Source organism: Mesorhizobium sp. M0816 (assembly GCF_040320005.1).
GTDB lineage: Bacteria > Pseudomonadota > Alphaproteobacteria > Rhizobiales > Rhizobiaceae > Mesorhizobium.
Genome location: NZ_JAMYOT010000024.1, coordinates 1 through 15,933 on the forward strand (window position 1 = coordinate 1; position 15,933 = coordinate 15,933).

The 15,933-nt window shown below is 63.5% G+C and carries 18 protein-coding genes; 8 read left to right on the forward strand and 10 right to left on the reverse strand.

All coding sequences use genetic code 11. The features are described from left to right. Positions 1–806, forward strand: an 806-nt coding sequence (locus tag NKI17_RS27695; protein WP_352907064.1) for a sulfate/molybdate ABC transporter ATP-binding protein, incomplete at its 5' end; no start/stop codon positions are given. Positions 807–820: 14 nt separating this feature from the next. On the opposite strand, the gene NKI17_RS27700 is transcribed toward NKI17_RS27695, so the two are convergent. Continuing rightward, positions 821–1,219, reverse strand: a complete 399-nt coding sequence (locus tag NKI17_RS27700; protein WP_502894632.1) for a type II toxin-antitoxin system VapC family toxin — start codon at positions 1,217–1,219, stop codon at positions 821–823. Further along, on the reverse strand, positions 1,219–1,491 hold the full coding sequence (locus NKI17_RS27705; protein ID WP_352571771.1) for an antitoxin: 273 nt from the start codon (positions 1,489–1,491) through the stop codon (positions 1,219–1,221). The genes NKI17_RS27700 and NKI17_RS27705 overlap by 1 nt, the downstream gene beginning before the upstream one ends. A 285-nt stretch (positions 1,492–1,776) precedes the next feature. Here NKI17_RS27705 and NKI17_RS27710 point away from each other — a divergent pair, with 285 nt between their 5' ends. Beyond that, positions 1,777–2,763: a sulfate ABC transporter substrate-binding protein gene (locus tag NKI17_RS27710; RefSeq protein WP_352907065.1), complete on the forward strand. Its 987-nt coding sequence runs from the start codon at positions 1,777–1,779 to the stop codon at positions 2,761–2,763. A 247-nt stretch (positions 2,764–3,010) separates the two neighbouring features. Next, a complete protein-coding gene (locus tag NKI17_RS27715; protein WP_006202816.1) occupies positions 3,011–3,460 on the forward strand; it encodes an RrF2 family transcriptional regulator in 450 nt (149 codons plus the stop codon). Here the strand turns inward: NKI17_RS27715 and NKI17_RS27720 are convergent. The 7 genes from NKI17_RS27720 to NKI17_RS27750 form a co-directional block, all read right to left on the reverse strand. Beyond that, positions 3,457–4,002, reverse strand: a complete 546-nt coding sequence (locus NKI17_RS27720) for a gluconokinase (protein WP_352907066.1) — start codon at positions 4,000–4,002, stop codon at positions 3,457–3,459. The two genes, NKI17_RS27715 and NKI17_RS27720, sit on opposite strands and share 4 nt — an antisense overlap. A gap of 5 nt (positions 4,003–4,007) precedes the next feature. Further along, positions 4,008–4,994, reverse strand: coding sequence for an ABC transporter permease (locus NKI17_RS27725; protein ID WP_352907067.1), 987 nt, complete (start codon positions 4,992–4,994; stop codon positions 4,008–4,010). After that, on the reverse strand, positions 4,991–5,971 hold the full coding sequence (locus tag NKI17_RS27730; RefSeq protein ID WP_352571767.1) for an ABC transporter permease: 981 nt from the start codon (positions 5,969–5,971) through the stop codon (positions 4,991–4,993). The genes NKI17_RS27725 and NKI17_RS27730 overlap by 4 nt, the downstream gene beginning before the upstream one ends. After that, positions 5,968–7,509 carry a sugar ABC transporter ATP-binding protein gene (locus NKI17_RS27735; RefSeq protein WP_352705128.1) on the reverse strand — a complete coding sequence of 514 codons (1,542 nt, stop codon included), beginning with the start codon at positions 7,507–7,509 and terminating at the stop codon, positions 5,968–5,970. The genes NKI17_RS27730 and NKI17_RS27735 overlap by 4 nt, the downstream gene beginning before the upstream one ends. Positions 7,510–7,588: 79 nt before the next feature. Next, a complete protein-coding gene (locus tag NKI17_RS27740; RefSeq protein ID WP_352571765.1) occupies positions 7,589–8,713 on the reverse strand; it encodes a sugar ABC transporter substrate-binding protein in 1,125 nt (374 codons plus the stop codon). 296 nt (positions 8,714–9,009) lie between these two features. Then, entirely contained in the window at positions 9,010–10,038 is a 1,029-nt protein-coding gene (gene gntR / locus NKI17_RS27745; protein WP_352571764.1) for an HTH-type transcriptional regulator GntR, read from the reverse strand. A 173-nt stretch (positions 10,039–10,211) separates the two neighbouring features. Next, entirely contained in the window at positions 10,212–11,444 is a 1,233-nt protein-coding gene (locus tag NKI17_RS27750) for an MFS transporter (protein WP_352757250.1), read from the reverse strand. Positions 11,445–11,617: 173 nt separating this feature from the next. Between NKI17_RS27750 and NKI17_RS27755 the strand changes: the two genes are divergently transcribed. The 5 genes from NKI17_RS27755 (at position 11,618) to NKI17_RS27775 (ending at position 15,371) form a co-directional block, all read left to right on the forward strand. After that, positions 11,618–11,905, forward strand: coding sequence for a DUF3175 domain-containing protein (locus tag NKI17_RS27755; RefSeq protein ID WP_352453278.1), 288 nt, complete (start codon positions 11,618–11,620; stop codon positions 11,903–11,905). A 119-nt stretch (positions 11,906–12,024) separates the two neighbouring features. After that, positions 12,025–12,936 carry a myo-inosose-2 dehydratase gene (gene iolE / locus NKI17_RS27760; RefSeq protein ID WP_352757252.1) on the forward strand — a complete coding sequence of 304 codons (912 nt, stop codon included), beginning with the start codon at positions 12,025–12,027 and terminating at the stop codon, positions 12,934–12,936. Positions 12,937–13,136: 200 nt separating this feature from the next. Continuing rightward, complete coding sequence (locus NKI17_RS27765; RefSeq protein WP_352757253.1) at positions 13,137–13,343, forward strand: LacI family DNA-binding transcriptional regulator; 207 nt, start codon at positions 13,137–13,139, stop codon at positions 13,341–13,343. Positions 13,344–13,347: 4 nt separating this feature from the next. Beyond that, positions 13,348–14,814 (forward strand): rhizopine catabolism transcriptional regulator MocR, encoded by a 1,467-nt coding sequence (gene mocR / locus NKI17_RS27770; protein ID WP_245274662.1) that lies wholly within the window; start codon positions 13,348–13,350, stop codon positions 14,812–14,814. 191 nt (positions 14,815–15,005) lie between these two features. Further along, the gene (locus NKI17_RS27775) at positions 15,006–15,371 is read left to right on the forward strand and encodes a GFA family protein (RefSeq protein ID WP_031211544.1); all 366 of its coding nucleotides are present in this window, start codon (positions 15,006–15,008) and stop codon (positions 15,369–15,371) included. A 31-nt stretch (positions 15,372–15,402) separates the two neighbouring features. Here NKI17_RS27775 and NKI17_RS27780 read toward each other — a convergent pair whose 3' ends face one another. Further along, positions 15,403–15,846: an SRPBCC family protein gene (locus NKI17_RS27780; protein ID WP_023675820.1), complete on the reverse strand. Its 444-nt coding sequence runs from the start codon at positions 15,844–15,846 to the stop codon at positions 15,403–15,405. Positions 15,847–15,933 lie beyond the last annotated feature (87 nt).

Consider the following 15,933-nt stretch of genomic DNA (forward strand, 5'->3'; position numbering starts at 1 on the left):
TCTTCCAGCACTACGCGCTGTTTCGCCATATGACGGTCGCCGACAATATCGGCTTCGGACTCAAGGTCCGGCACGGGCCGTCACGCCCGTCGGCGAAGGAAATTCGCCGCCGCGCCTCGGAACTCCTCAACCTCGTTCAGCTTTCCGGTCTGGAAAAACGCTATCCGGCACAGCTTTCGGGCGGCCAGCGCCAGCGCGTGGCGCTGGCCCGCGCCATGGCGATCGAACCGGCCGTGCTTTTGCTCGACGAGCCGTTCGGCGCGCTCGATGCGCAGGTGCGCCGCGAACTGCGCCGCTGGCTGCGCGACATCCACGACGCCACCGGCCACACCACGGTCTTCGTCACCCATGACCAGGAAGAGGCGCTGGAGCTTGCCGACCGCGTCGTAGTGATGAGCCAGGGCCGCATCGAGCAGGTCGGCACCGCCGACGAAATCTACGACACTCCGAACTCGCCCTTCGTCTACGGCTTCATCGGCGAATCGAGTTCGCTTCCGGTCAAGGTCGAGGACGGCCAGGTCTGGATCGCCGACCGGCCGATCGGGCTTTCCGCGCCGCACGCACCGCAAGGCGAAGCGACGCTGTTCTTTCGCCCGCACGACGTCGATCTGGTGGAAGAATGCAACGGCTGCATCGCCGGCACGGTCGCCGCCAGCCGCCGCGTCGCCGGCACCAGGCGGGTCGAGCTCGAAATCGGCGGCGAACGTCAGCGGGTCGAGATCGAATTGCCCGTCGATCATCCGGCGGCGCAGAAAAGTCGCGTGGCTTTTAGGCCGCGGCGCTGGAAGCTTTTTCCGGCTGCTTGATCCTCTATCAGGCGCTACAACAGCCAGTTCTCGACCTTCAGGCCTTTGATCCGGTTGAACTCCCCGGTGTTGGCGGTCACCAGGGTAGTTCCAAGCGCACGGGCGTGGGCAGCAATAAAAAGGTCATTTTGGCCGATGGTCTGGCCCCTGCCTTCCAGTTCTGCGCGAATCGCGCCGTACTCGGCATCCACCGGCACATCGAGCGGCAAGACGGGAATCTCAGCCAGCAATTCCTCGACCTTCTTGTGCAACTTGGCTGATCTTTTCTTGACGCAGCCATATCGCAGTTCCGACGCGACCACGATGCTGGTACACACGGCGGCGTCTCCCACGCGCAGGACAGCGCTTGCGGCTTTCCCGGCCGGATTTCGGATCATGTCGCTGACAATGATCGTATCCAGCATGAACCGCATCAAAAAAATTCCTCTGATTTGACAGGCATATCCTCGACTTCGGGAAAGTCTTCCTCGGCACCGGGCGGCGCCTCTTTCGCCCATTGCGCGAGCAGCGCCGTGAGGCCAGGTTTGCGGACCGGCTCGATGATCAGGCGGTCGCCTTCACGGCTGATCAAGACCCTTTCGCCGGGAAGTTCGAACTCGACAGGAATGCGTACCGCCTGGCTGCGATTGTTACGAAACAGCTTCGCCTCTTTCGGCGGGGTTGTTGAATGGCGGCGTTGGGGCATGGCGATGGCTCCTTGTATATACCGCTTGTATATGCCAGGCAGCGCCGCGATGCATTCGTCTTGCCACCGCGTTAGCCGGCCGGGAATCTTCGTGCACGCGAACCACGCCGGCACCCCTTCCAAGCTGCGCGGAAGACCCTTCTTGAAAGAAAAAACTAGAAATCGCCCACAACGGGACTACTTTTTCTCGCGATAATGTCGAGGGGCCGCTCTGCGTGCCTCGTCGCGCAAGATGCCTTGCCGCTATGGTCCGGCAATAAGCGTACCGCATTGGAGCCCTGTTTCATGAAGCGATTTTTGCTTGGCGTCGCCACATTGGCCGGCCTCTTCCTCGCATCCTCCCAAGCCTGGTCGGCCGACAGATTGCTGAACGCCTCTTACGATGTCGGCCGCGAACTGTTTGCGCAGGTCAACAAAGCGTTCGTCGCCGGGCACCCCAGTGTGACCATCGATCAGTCGCATGCCGGAACCTCGGCACAAGCACGCGCCATCGCCGAAGGCCTCGGCGCCGACGTGGTCACGTTCAACCAGGTCATCGACATCGACTTCCTGGTCAAAAAGGGCCTCATCTCCGCCGACTGGCAGAAGGACTTTCCGGACAACGCCTCGCCTTTCTATTCGCTGCCGTCCTTCCTGGTGCGCGCCGGCAATCCGAAGCACATCAAGGATTGGAGCGATCTCGTGCGCGACGACGTGCAGGTGGTCTTCCCCAATCCGAAAACCTCGGGCAATGCGCGCTACACCTATCTTGCGGCCACCGCCTACGCCAAGGAAGCCTTCAAGGACGACGACGCCAAGGTGAAGGAGTTCGTCACCAAGCTGTTCAACAACGTGCCGGTGTTCGACAGCGGCGGGCGCGCCGCGACCACCACTTTCGTGCAGCGCGAAATCGGCGACGTACTCATCACCTTCGAGTCGGAAACGCGCGGCGTCCGCAAGGAGTATGGCGAGGACAAGTTCGAGCAGGTAACGCCTTCGGTCAGCCTGTTGGCGGAATTTCCGGTGGCGATCGTCGACACCGTTGCAGACGAGCATGGCACGCGCGATCTCGCCAAGACCTATCTCGACTTCCTCTATACGCCGGAGGGCCAGGACATCGCCGCCCGCAACGGCCTGCGGGCCCGGGACGCGGCGGTCGCCGCCAAATACAAGGCTGAGTTTCCCGACGTCCGCCTGCTGACGGTGGAGGACGTCTTCGGCGGCTGGGCCAAGGTCCAGGCCGAGCACTTTGCAGCGGGCGGCCTGCTCGACCAGACTTATGGCAGCCGCTGAGGCGATCTTCCAACTTTGACAGAAGCCGGCTTTGCCGGCTTCTTTGCTTTCGCGCCGCGAACGGTGATTTCTGGCACTTTCCGGGCGCATTCCGTCCAAAACGTTACAAAGAATCAACGCGTTTGTGCCTACCGTGAGAACGGACGGCTTGTTTTCGCGAACGGCTTCGCGTGATCAAACCGTCATGATTTGCACACAAACAGCCGCCAGACGCGGGTGGTTGGGGCTTCATGGGTTGACTCGGGGCATGCTTACCAAAAAAGGCAAATACGGCCTCAAGGCCCTCGTGCATCTGTCGGGCCTGCCGGTCGGCCAGCTCGCATTCGTCAACGACATTGCGGTCGCCAATAACATCCCCAAGAAATTCCTGGATGCCATCCTGGGCGAGTTGCGTAACGCCGGCTTCGTCCAGAGCCGCAAGGGCAAGGAAGGCGGTTACCGCCTTGCCCGGCCGGCTTCCGAGATCAAGATCGGCCATGTCGTGCGTGTCCTCGACGGGCCGCTGGCGCCGATCCCCTGCGCCAGCCGCACGCAATACCAGCGCTGCGAGGATTGCGACGAGGCGACCTGCCAGGTTCGCCACATGATGCTGGAGGTCCGGCAGGCGATCGCCGAGGTGCTGGACAACCGCAGCCTCGCGGCCATGCGCGACGCCGACAATGATGATTTCCCAGTCGAACTGACGTCGCAAATCTAGCGCGCGAGCAGGCTCAAGGCAGTCGCGACAGTGTCGGCGACCGGACGCGTACCATCCAAGGTTATCGCCGCCTCGTCCGCCGCTGGCGCCTCGAGCGTGGCGAACTGGCTGTCGACCAGGCTTGCCGGCATGAAATGACCTTTGCGATTGCCGACGCGCTGTTTTGCCGTTGCCAGGTCGATCTCCAGGTAAACGAAAACGATATCCGGGCAGAAGCCGCGCAAGCGATCGCGATAACTGCGCTTCAGCGCCGAGCAGGCGGCGACCACACCTTGCCCGCTTGCGACCGACGCGGCCATCCGCTGGCCGATCGCGTCGAGCCAGCCCTCGCGTAGCGCGTCGGTGAGCGGCTGGCCGCTCGCCATGCGCGCGACGTTTTCGGGCGGATGCAGCCTGTCGCCTTCGATAAAGACGGCGCCCAATGCCGCTGCAAGCGCTTCGCCGACAACCGACTTGCCGCAGCCGGCAACGCCCATCACCACGATGGCGGGTATCGTTCGAACAGTGCTCGCCGGCTTATATGCCACGTCTTTACCGGTCATGCAGGTCAGCGGCTTGCCGGCGCGCGGCCATAGAGCAGCAGCATGGCGACGATGACGACGCCGTAGATGATCTGCCGTCCCGCCTCCGGCATCTGCATGACAGAGAGAATGGACTGCAAGAGGGTGATCAGGATTACCCCGGCGACGGTGCCGAGATAGGAGCCGCGCCCACCGAGGATCGAGGTGCCGCCGAGCACCACCGCGGCGATCGACGGCAGCAGATAGGCATCGCCCATCGACTGCGCCGCCTTGGAGGCATAGCCGGCCAACAGCACGCCGCCGAAGGCGGAGAGCCCGCCCGAAACCGCAAAGGCGACCATCACCACGCGCCTTGTATCGATGCCGGAAAGATAGGCGGCACGCTCGCGATTGCCGATGCCGTAAACGGTGCGGCCGAAGCCGGTGCGGGTCAGCACGAACACCATTGCGGCGCCGATCAGCGCCCAGATGAGGACGGCGTTGGGCACGCCAGGAACGGCAAAGCCGGTCGCCAGATAGCGCATCGCACCGGTCGCCGAATCCTGCGGCGAGAAACCGCCCGTGTAGACCACCATCAGCCCCTGCGCGACGGCGTTGGTGGCAAGCGTGATGATCATCGAGGGAATGCGCAGATAGGCGACGCCGATGCCGTTGACGATGCCGATCAGAACACCGCAGAAGATGCCGAACGGAATGGCAAGCGCCACGCCGACGGTACCGTATGCGGCCGCGGCGCAGGCCATCATGGCGCCGGCCGCCACCGACCAGGGCACCGACAGGTCGATCTGGCCGAGCAGGATGACCAGCATCATGCCGGTCGCGATGACGCCGAGAAACGACGCCATCTTGAGCTGCTGCAAAAGGTATTCAGGCGACAGGAAGCTGCGCGAATAGAGGCTGCCGAGGAACAGCAGCAGCACGATACAGGCGAACGCCGTCAGCACCGCCGGGTCGGCGCGGCGGAGGAATTTCGGCATGCGGCTGGCGAGACCACTCACAGTCGTTTCGCTCACAGGAACCACTCCAGCCGGTTGCGGACCCGAAACAGGGCGAACGCGCCGAGGCTGACCGCGATCAGCAGAATGACGCCCTGGAACAGGGGCTGCCAGAGCGGATCGAAATCGAAGACGAACAGCAGGTCGCCGATGGTGCGGAAGGCAAGCGCGCCGAAGATCGCGCCGATGGCGCTGCCCTTGCCGCCGAACAGCGACACGCCGCCGAGCACGACCGCGGCAATCGAAAACAGCGTATAGGCGTTGCCGCTGGCATAGGCCGCATCACCGGTATAGGTGAAGAACGTCAGGAACAGCCCGCCGATCGCGGCAAGCAGCCCGGCAAGTGCATAGGCGGCGAACTTTCCACGCCGGATCGGCACGCCGGACATGTAGGCCGCCATCTCCGAGGAGCCGGCTGCATAAGCGGCGCGGCCGAGCACCGACCGGCTGAACGGCACCCAGACGACAAGCACGACCGCCAGCAGCGTCACCAGACTCGCCGGCACAATACCAAACAGGCGCCCGGTCAGCGCATCGGCGAGCCCTTCATTGACCGAGCCGCCGGGAAACGGCCGAAGCAGCAGCGCGATGCCGAAATAGACCGCGCCGGTGGCGATGGTGGCGACGATCGGCTGCAGGCGTCCATAGATGACGATCGCACCGTTGATTGCCCCGCACAGCAGCCCGGTGCCGAGCACGGCGAGGACGCCGAAGGCGGTCTCGATGCCGGTGCCGACGACCAGCCACGAGGCCAGGCAGTTGGTCAGCGTGAAGATCATACCGACCGAAAGGTCGATGCCGGCGGTGATCACCACCAGCGTTTGCGCCATGGCGACGAAGGCGAGCAGCACGCCCTTGTTCGAGGCCGTTTGTACGACGTTGGCGGTGAAGCCCGCCGGATGGTTCGAGGTGTAGATGACGAACATGACAACGAAGATGCCGAACGCCAGCAGCGTTCCGCGCTGTTCGGCAAGCCAGTAGCGCCAATCCTTCACGCGTCCGCTCCTTGCTTTGGCATCTCTTCGTGAATGTTGAGCGCGCTGGCGATCAGCGCCCGCTCGGTGATTTCGGCGCCGACCAGTTCGCGCTTGACCGCGCCGTCATAGAGCACCAGCACGCGGTCGCAGCAGCCGATCAGCTCGTCATAGTCGGTCGAATAAAACAGGATCGCCGCGCCCTGGTCGGCAAGCTTGCGCATCAACTGGTAAAGCTCCTGCTTGGTGCCGACATCGATGCCGCGCGTCGGATCGTTGAGCAGGATGATGCGCGGCTGCCGCATCAGCCATTTGGCGATGACGACCTTCTGCTGGTTGCCGCCGGACAGTGCGCCGACCGGAATGTCGAGCCCGGCCGTCTTGATCGCCAGGAGACCAACCATGTCGTCGATCAGCCGCTGCTCGGCGGCGCGATCGATGATGCCGGCCCTGGACAGCCGGTCGAGGGCGGCAAAGGAGAGGTTTTCGCGCACCGTCATCGGCAGCATCAACCCTTCCGTCTTGCGGTCCTCCGGGATCAACGCCATGCCGATCCGGTCATCGCGCGCGGCGGCCGGGCTGGCGATCGCCACCGGCCTGCCGTCGATCAGGATCTGGCCTGACAGGCCGCGCAGCACACCGAAGAAGGCGAGCAGCAATTCGCGCTGACCCTGGCCGTCGAGGCCGCCAAGGCCGACCACCTCGCCCGCCCCGACCGACAGCGAGACATCGTGCAGCCGATCCGTCCAGGACAGGCTGCGCGCCTCGAGAACCGGCGCGGCTGCGGCAGCCGCCCGTGCGGGCTTGGGCGGAAAGATGTGGCTGTATTCGCGCCCGATCATCAGTTCGACGACTTCATTGTCGCTCTTGGTGCCGGCCGCGTAGCTGGCGACATTGCGGCCATTGCGGAACACCGTGCACTGATCGGCCAGCTCGGCGATCTCGTTCATGCGGTGCGATATATAGAGCAGCGCCAGCCCTTCCGAACGCAGCCGCTTCAACACGGCGAAAACTCTGGCGACGTCAGCCGCAGTCAGCGCCGAGGTCGCCTCGTCGAGGATCAGGATGCGTGGCTTGCGCGCCAGTGCCTTGGCGATCTCGACCATCTGCCTTCTTGAAAGGGGAAGATCCTTGACCAGCGCCAGCGGATGGATATCGGAAGCGCCGGCGCGAGCAAGGGCTTCTTCGGCGATGCGGCGCTGCGCCTTGCGGTCGATCATGCCGAAACGCTTCGGCGGATCGGAAATGACGATGTTGTCGGCAACGCTGAGTTCGGGGACGAGCGACAGTTCCTGGAAGATGCAGACGATGCCGGCCTGATTGGCAGCGGCCGGCGAAGCGAAGGTAACTTCGCTTCCGTCCAGCATCATGCGGCCCTCGTCGGGCGCAACGACCCCCGCCATAACCTTGATCAGCGTCGATTTGCCGGCGCCGTTCTCGCCGAGAATGGCGTGGATGCTGCCTGGAGTGACCGACAGTTCGGCCTTCTCCAGCGCCCGCACGCCGCCATAGCGCTTGGATATGCCTTCCATGCGGAAGAGCGGAACCGCACCGTCCATCGGCCCTCCCCAGGCGCTTGGCAATCAGGATGTCGAGCGCCGACGCCGCGGGATTCCCGCGGCGTCGGGCTGTCGGAGTTTACTGGTTTTCCTTGCTCTGGCCCATGATTTCCTGCGCCGTGAAATTGATGCCGCAGGTCGGGAAGGAATTGCCGACGAAGAAATTGTCGGACTGATCGGGGAAGAAATCCTGGCCTGCCTTGAAGTTCGGATCCTCGACGATCGCCAGCGGCAGCTTGACCGCTTGCGGCACGACCTGGCCTTCAAGTGCTGCAATCGCCGTCTTGATGGCAACCGCGACCTGAGCCGGGCCGGTGCCGGCCGACGAGCATTTCAGGCCGTCAGCGGCGAACTTGGCGCAGAATTTGCGGAAGCCGTTCTCCGTCTCGCCGCCGAACGGCACGAACGGATGCTTGGCATCGATCATCGCCTGCACGATGCCGGTATCGCCGCCCTGTCCGGTAATGCCGTCGAAGGGGCCGTTGGTGGCAATGGCATCGGCCGTAGCCTTTTGCGCAACGCCGTCATCCCACTTGCCGACGACCTCGGTGACATCCCATTTCTTGCCGGAAGCGTCGAGAACCTCGTGGATGCCGTTATGGCGATCGGTGTCGACGGACGTGCCGGCGACGCCGCGCACTTCCAGCACCTTGCCGCCGTTCGGCACGTGCTTGACCAGCCAGTTGGCCCACAATTCGCCAAGGCCTTTCTGGTCGACATTGACGTTGATGGCATCCTTGGTGTCGAGGATGTTGTCGAAGGCGACCAGCACCACGCCGGCTTCCTTGGCCCGCTTGATGACAGGACCGAATGCGGTCGGGTTCTGGGCGTTGACGACAATCGCGTCATAGCCGGAATCGATGAAATTGTTGATCGCCGAAATCTGGGCCGGCACGTCTTCGCCGGTCGAGACCACCTTGAATTCCTTGAGCTTGGCCGCGACGTCCGGCTGCGCTGCATAGGCCTTTGCCGTCTGCACCATCTGGATGCGCCAAGTGTTGGCGATATAGCCGTTGGCCAGAGCGATGCGGTACGGGCCGTCTTTCTTGGGGAACTTGAAGAACTGCGTATCGGCCGACCAGGGCGCGAAGCAGTCAGGCTCGGCCGATGGCCCCTTGACGATTTCAGGATCGGCGATCGCCGACGAGCTCAGCATGACGAAAGCAGTGGCGGCAACGATACCGCCAACGAGTGACTTGATCATCGATATTCCTCCCAGTTGCAGTTTTGTTTGTTGTTACGCCGATGAATTTGCGCGTTTCCGGCCCGGCACCTCCCGCCGTACCCGTCGCGCGTTCAGGTGGCCGAATGCCGACCCGATCCCCTCCTTTGCTGCCCGGCTAGTCCCACAAAAACTATCATATTATACATAATAAACAAGCATGAGCTGTCGCTTATGTATAATAAACAGCCTCCCATCGTCGGGGCGAAGTATCGCCCGGCGATAACTGGTAGCGCTACCATGACGTAGTGTAAAGCGCCATTGCGTCGAAGCTCGCTTCAGCGCGCCGTGCTCTCACGTCGCTTGAGTTCGAAGCCAAGGTCGACGACCCGCTGCTCTGGCCTGTTGCCTTCGATCGCCGCAAGCGCCATGGCGACCGCCCGCCGGCCGATCTCGTAGCGGTAGGTCCGAACGCTGGTGACCGACGGAAAGGCCACCTCCATCATGTCGAGATCGTTGAAGCCAACGATGCCGATCGTCTTCGGCACGGCGATCGAAGCGCGATGGCATTCGAACAGCACCCCGAGGGCGATATCGTCATTGTTGCAGAACACCCCATCGAGGCTCGGCACCTTGGCCAGCGCGTCGCGGAACAATTCGCGGCCGAGGGTGACGCTGGAGGGCACCGGCGTCGTGGTGGTGAGCCTCGGATCGAACAGGCCGGCCGCCTCCATCGCCGCGCGATAGCCGGCAAGCCGCCGCTGAGAACGCGGATCCATGCGCGCACCGATGAAGCCGATCCGGCGATAGCCTGCCTCGATCAGATGTTCGGCTGCCGCCTTGCCGCCTTCGAAATGCGAGAAGCCGACCATCATGTCGACCGGATCGGGCCCGGTCTCCATCACCTGCACCACCGGACAGCCTGCCGTTTCCAGCAGTTTTCGCGACGCCGGCGTCTGGTCGATGCCGGCCACGATCAGCGCCGCCGGGCGTTGCGGGCCAAACACCTGCAGCAGCCGCTCTTCCTCAAGGCCGGAATAGTGGGTGTTGCCGAGCTGAATCCGGAAAGGGCCGTCCGACAGGCTGTCGTAGATGCCGCGCACCACTTCGGCAAAGACGTTGTTGGTAAGCGACGGCACCAGAACGCCAAAGACCTCGGCGCGCGCCGAAGCCAGCGCCCGCGCATTCGGGTCGGGCACATAGCCGAGCTCGTTCACGGCGGACTCGATCTGGCGGCGCAGATCTTCCGAGACACGCCCCGGCTCACGCAAGGCGCGCGATACGGTAATGGCGCCGACGCCGGCCTTGCGGGCGACGTCGGCGATGGTCGGGCGGCCGCCGCCGCGGCGTGAGCGCGGCTTGATCACCGTACTCGTCCGGACGCCGGGCAACCGCCCACACGCGACCGTGAAACGATGTTCAGCGTTTTTGAAACTGCTGCCATGCCAAACTGGCCCGTTGCCACACCTTGTCTGGCGTCGCGCAGCCTTCGGCTGTTGTCAAGCGACGGCCGGAGAGACTGTATCCGTACCGCTGTGCTTCAGGCGATCACAGCAGCGCTGCGCCGCGCCTTCCACAGCAGCAGCACCATGGCCAAAATGTTCAGCAGGTTCCAGGCAATGCCGTTGAGGAACGCGGCGGCATAGGAGCCGGTCAGATCGTAGATCCAGCCCGACATCCAGCCGCCGATCGCCATGCCGAAGATGGTCGCCATCATGACGATGCCGACGCGCTGGCCAGCCTCCTTGGCTGGCATATATTCGCGCACGATGATCGCATAACAGGGCACGATGCCGCCTTGCGACAGGCCGAAGACCAGCGAGACGACATAAAGCGAGGCAAGCCCGTCGAACGGGATATAGAACAACAGCGACAGGCATTGCAGCACCGAGCCGATCAGCAGGGTTTTCACGCCGCCGATGCGATCGGCAAGGAAACCCGAGCCAAGCCGGCTGACGACGCCCGCCGCCAGCATGATCGACAGCATATCAGCGCCATGCGCCACGCCGTAGCCGAGATCCATGCAATAGGCGACGATATGGACTTGCGGCATCGACATCGCCACGCAGCAGCCGAGCCCGGCCACGATGAGCAGCGCCTGCAAGGCCGCCGGCGACAGGGAGATCGGCTGGACCACGCGGCTGCCCGGCGATCCCGGAGCCGCCTGGGGCGGTGCGCCGCGCCGGAGCAGCAGGATCAAGGGCACCATGGTGACCAGGCAGACGACGCCGATCGCGGCATAGGTGAAGCGCCAGCCCTCGGTCTGCATGACATAGGGCATCGCCGTCGGCCAGATCGCTCCGGCGAGATAGTTGCCGGATGCGGCAGCCGTCACCGCGACGCCGCGGCGCCGGTTGAACCAGTGCGAGATGTCGGCGATCAGCGGCCCGAAGATCGCCGACGAGCCAACGCCGATCAACAGGCCCTGGATGAGGGTGAACTGCAGGATCGAACTGGTCAACGACGCCAGCAGGAAGCCGGCGCCAAGTGTAATCGCGGCAATCAGCGCCGGAATCCAATACCCCATGCGGTCGATGGCGCGGCCGAACAGCACATTGCCGGCGGCAAAGCCGACCATGGTCGCAGTATAGGGCATAGAGGCAGCGGCGCGATCGACGCCGAATTCTGCCTGCACGGCAGGCAGCACCACGACCACCGCCCACATGCCGACCCCGCCGATCGTTGCCAGCAGCATCGAGATGCCGAGCCGTATCCAGGCATAGGCACTGTCGATGCCGGAACTTGCTGCCTGGTTTGAGGCGATTGGGGTCAAGAGCGTTTCCTGTCCGCGGTTCTTAATCGGCGGTTCTGCCAGTATCGGCGCATTCGCATCGCCGAGCAGCGCCACGACAGGCAAATCCGTGGCTCCAGGGATTCGGGCCGAAGTGGAACAGGGGTGCGCCATAAGGCGTTTTCCCGGCAACGACCTAGTGGAAGGAGTTTGCCATGACCGCGCAACGGAAATGGTCCGCCGACGTCACCGAGCACAGCGACGCGCTGGACCTCGAGGAACACATCTTCGAATCCCACGATCCCAAGAAGATCGCCGCCTCGTTGAAGCGATCGGCCGAGCACAGCGACCGACGCAAGGCAGGGCCGTTTCAATCCGCCATGTCGATGCTGAATTTCTACATCAACCGCGCCGGCAAGAACCTGCCGGCGGCGCAGAAGAAAGTGCTGGAGGACGCCAAAGATGAACTGCGCGTCCTTTTTGGCCGCCCAAAGGAAGACTAGAATCGGTCACCATTAATTGGTTCTGCCAAATTCGGCTGAACTGGACCTAGTGACAGGGCCTCTTTGTCGCCAGTCTGCAGGCTCGGCTTGTATTCCCAAGCCCGCAAAAGCCTGGCGTCATGACGGTGAAGATCGGCATCAATCCCATCACCTGGAGCAATGACGACGTTCCGGCGCTTGGCGGGGATACGTCCTTGGAGACCTGCCTGTCGGAAACGGCGCTGGCCGGCTATCGCGGCACCGAACTCGGCGGCAAATTTCCGCGCCAGGCTGAAGTGCTTGGGCCGCTCCTGTCCTCCTACGGCCTGGAACTCGTCTCCGGCTGGTATGATGGCCGCATTCTCGACCGTACGGTCGACGAGGAATTCGCGGCGATCACCCCGCATCTTCAGCTGTTGCGCGACCTTGGCGCCAGGATCGTCGTCTACGCCGACACCTCGCGCGGTCGCCATGACGGCATTTTCGCACCGATCTCCGAGCGTCCGCGCCTCGCCGACAGGGACTGGCCGTCCTATGGCGAGAAACTGACCGCCCTCGCCGACCGCATGGCCGCATTCGGGGCCGGCATGGCCTTCCACCACCACATGGGCACCATCGTCGAGACGGACGATGAAGTCGACAGGCTGATGGCGGCGACGGGCCGAAGCGTCGGCCTTTTGTTCGATAGCGGCCACTGCCTGTTTTCGGGCGGCGACCCGCAATCGCTGCTGCAACGGCATCTCGACCGTATCGTGCATTTCCATTGCAAGGACGTTCGCAGGGCGGTGCTGGAACGGGCACGCCGCGAGGACATGAGCTTCATGGCGGCGGTAATGGACGGCATTTTTACCGTGCCCGGCGACGGCTCGGTCGATTTCCTGTCATTGCTGAAACTCCTCGCCGCGCGCGGCTATGAAGGCTGGCTCGTTGTCGAAGCCGAGCAGGATCCGGCCAAGGCGCATCCGCTGACCTATGCCAGCAAAGGCTATTTCTCGCTGCTCGCCACCACCCGCGAGGCCGGCTTCGAAGTGGCGACTCGGCAGGCAGAATGACCGGCCCGCATTGCGAGCCGGAGGAACATAATGGGCGCGCGCCTCGATGGGGTTAGCGACGCGAAGGCGCCCGGCGATCCGCGCCGCCTTGCTCCCTGCGCGGCGCGGATCGCAGAATCCCGGCTCTGGATTTCAAACCCCGACTTTCAAGCTTGAGGCCGGCCGGAAGCCGTGCCTTGATGCAACCGAGGAGGAGCGACATGGCTTTCGAAGCTGCGCTTGGCATGGAACGGCTTTGCACCATCCGGGAGATTGCCGAGAAGGCGGAACTTGGCGCCGCCACCGTGCATCGCGCGCTGAAGAACAGCCGCGAGATCAGCCCCGAAACCAGGCGACTGGTGCTCGACACCGTCTGCCGGCTCAACGAGGAAAAGATCGCCCGCGCCGCCCGGTCCGTCGGGGGATAGTGCCGTGGCGGACCACATGCGCCTTTCCCTCGACATCATGTCGGTCGACCGCGCTTCGGAAGAACCGATGCATCGTCAGATCTACGGCGCCTTGCGACGCTTCATCCTTGACGGCCAAATCCCGCAGAACACGCTGCTGCCGTCGACGCGCTCGCTGGCCGAAGATCTGAAGGTCGGGCGCAACACGGTCATCGCCGCCTATGACCAGCTCCTTGCCGAAGGTTTTATCGAGGCGCGTGCCGGATCGGGCACCTGGGTGGCGCCGATCCAGCAGAACCGCCCCTTGGCATCCCTGCGCGCCGGACTGGCAGCGCCGCAAAAGCTGTCGCGGCGTGGCCAGACCATCGTCAACGGCCCGCAGCCGCCACGCAATGCCGGCGTCATCAATTTCCATCCCGGCGTGCCTGAAACGGCATCGTTTCCGTTCACCATCTGGTCAAGCCTTCTGGTGCGCAATGCACGCAGCCGCGACGAGAGCCTGCTTGGTTATCTCTCCTTTGCCGGCCACCCCGGCCTGCGTCAGGCCATTGCCTCGACCATCGGCCTGTCGCGCGGCATCAGCTGCACCGCCGACCAGGTGATCATCGTCACCGGTGCGCAAGCAGCACTCGATCTCGTCTCGCGCGTGCTGATGGACGAAGGCGACCATGTCTGGATGGAGGAGCCCGGCTATCTCGGCGCCAAGAGCGCCTTTCTCGCCAGCGGCGCCAGGCTGGCACCGTTGAAGGTCGACCGGCGCGGCTGGCATCTTGCCGATCCGGAGCTGCCGCCGCCGCGGCTGATCTATGTGACGCCATCCTGTCAGTGGCCGTTCGGCACCATCATGCGCATCGAGGAGCGATTGCAGTTGCTCGACATCGCCGAACGCAACGGCGCCTGGATCGTCGAGGATGACTATGACGGCGAATACCGGTTCCGCGGCCGGCCGGTGCCGGCGCTGCGCGGGCTCGATCATGCCGACCGCGTCGTCTATATCGGCAGCTTCGGCAAGACGCTGATCCCGGCGCTGCGCATCGGTTATCTGATCGTGCCGCGCGAATTGTCGGTGCCCTTCGACCGGGCGGTGAGCATCACCGGTCAGTTCGCGCCGCTGATCCTGCAGGCAACGGTCAACGACTTCATCACCCAGGGCTATTTCGCCACGCATCTCAAACGCATGCGCCGGCTCTATGCGCGCCGGCAGGCGAACTTCGTCAAGCTATGCCAGGAGCATCTGGCCGAATGGCTGACCGTCACGGAAAACGATTCCGGCATGCAGCTGCTGGCGAGCTTCGTCAGGCCCTATAAGGACAGCGACGTGGTTGCCGCGGCCGTCAAGGAAGGGCTCGACGTCCAGGGCATCTCGATCAACTACCATTCCACAGAACCCGAGCACGGCCTGTTGCTCGGCTATGCAGCGATGGACGAACGCCAGATCCTGCGCGCCGTGCTGGCGCTGCGCGCCGCGTTTCTAAGATTGGACAGAAGCTAGAGCCGGCTCTCCATCTCGTTCACCGCGGGGTTGAGTCAATCGCCCGCAGTGATTAGGAAGATGGGGCGTCGGTCCTTGTTTTTCGGCGTTCGCGCAAAGCGCGCTTCCCAAGGCCGAACCACCCCGAAAACCAGAAGCATGCCCACCGCCGGTACGGCGGGCACGCATTCATCTGAACCATGAGGATTGCCATGAGAACCGCATCCTGTGCCTGTGGGCAACTGAGGATCTCCTGTAACGGAGAGCCGCAGCTGGTCGCACAGTGCCACTGCCTCGACTGCCAGAAACGGACCGGCAGCACATACGGCGTCGCCGCCTTCTTTGCGCGCGACAAGGTAGAAGCCGAAGGCGACGCCAGTACCTACAGGCGATCGGCTCGGAGCGGCCATCACGTCATTTTCCATTTCTGCCCGGGCTGCGGCTCGAGCGTCTTCTGGGAGCCCGAGCGAAAGCCTGAATGGATCGCCGTCGCGGTCGGCTGCTTCGCCGATCCCGCCTTTCCGGCCCCGGCGCATGTTGGGTGGGAAGAACGGCGTCATCCCTGGGTTTCCGGTTAGCGACGCCAACCCGCCAGGGCAGCGCTTTATCTTACTGGTTGATCTCGGGTTCAACGAGCTTCGCCAGATTTCGCAGCGACTCCTGCCAGCCGAGATAGCAGGCCTCAACCGGGATGGCGTCTGGAATACCTGCCTGCGTGATATTCACTTCGGTGCCGACCGACACTTTCTTCAATGTCACGGTCACCTCGATCTCGCCGGCCAGGTTGGGGTCGTCGAAGCGGTCGGTGTAGCGCAGCTGCTCATTGGGGACGAGCTCGACATATTCGCCGCCGAACGAGTGGCTGTCGCCGGTGGTGAAGTTGCGGAAGGACATTTTGAACGTACCGCCGACTTTCGCCTCGAAGTGATGAACCGTGCAGGTGAAGCCGTTCGGCGGAAGCCATTTCGCAAGTGCATCTGCTTCGAGGAACGCGCGGTAGACTTTCTCCGGGCTTGTTGTCAGAACGCGGTGCAGCCGTACGGTGCCGGGCATATCGTTAATCCTCCGTGTTGGTGATCGATGCCCCCTAGGACGAGCGGAGCCCGGCCTATCCGACACGGGCCTGCGGATTTTTTGGCG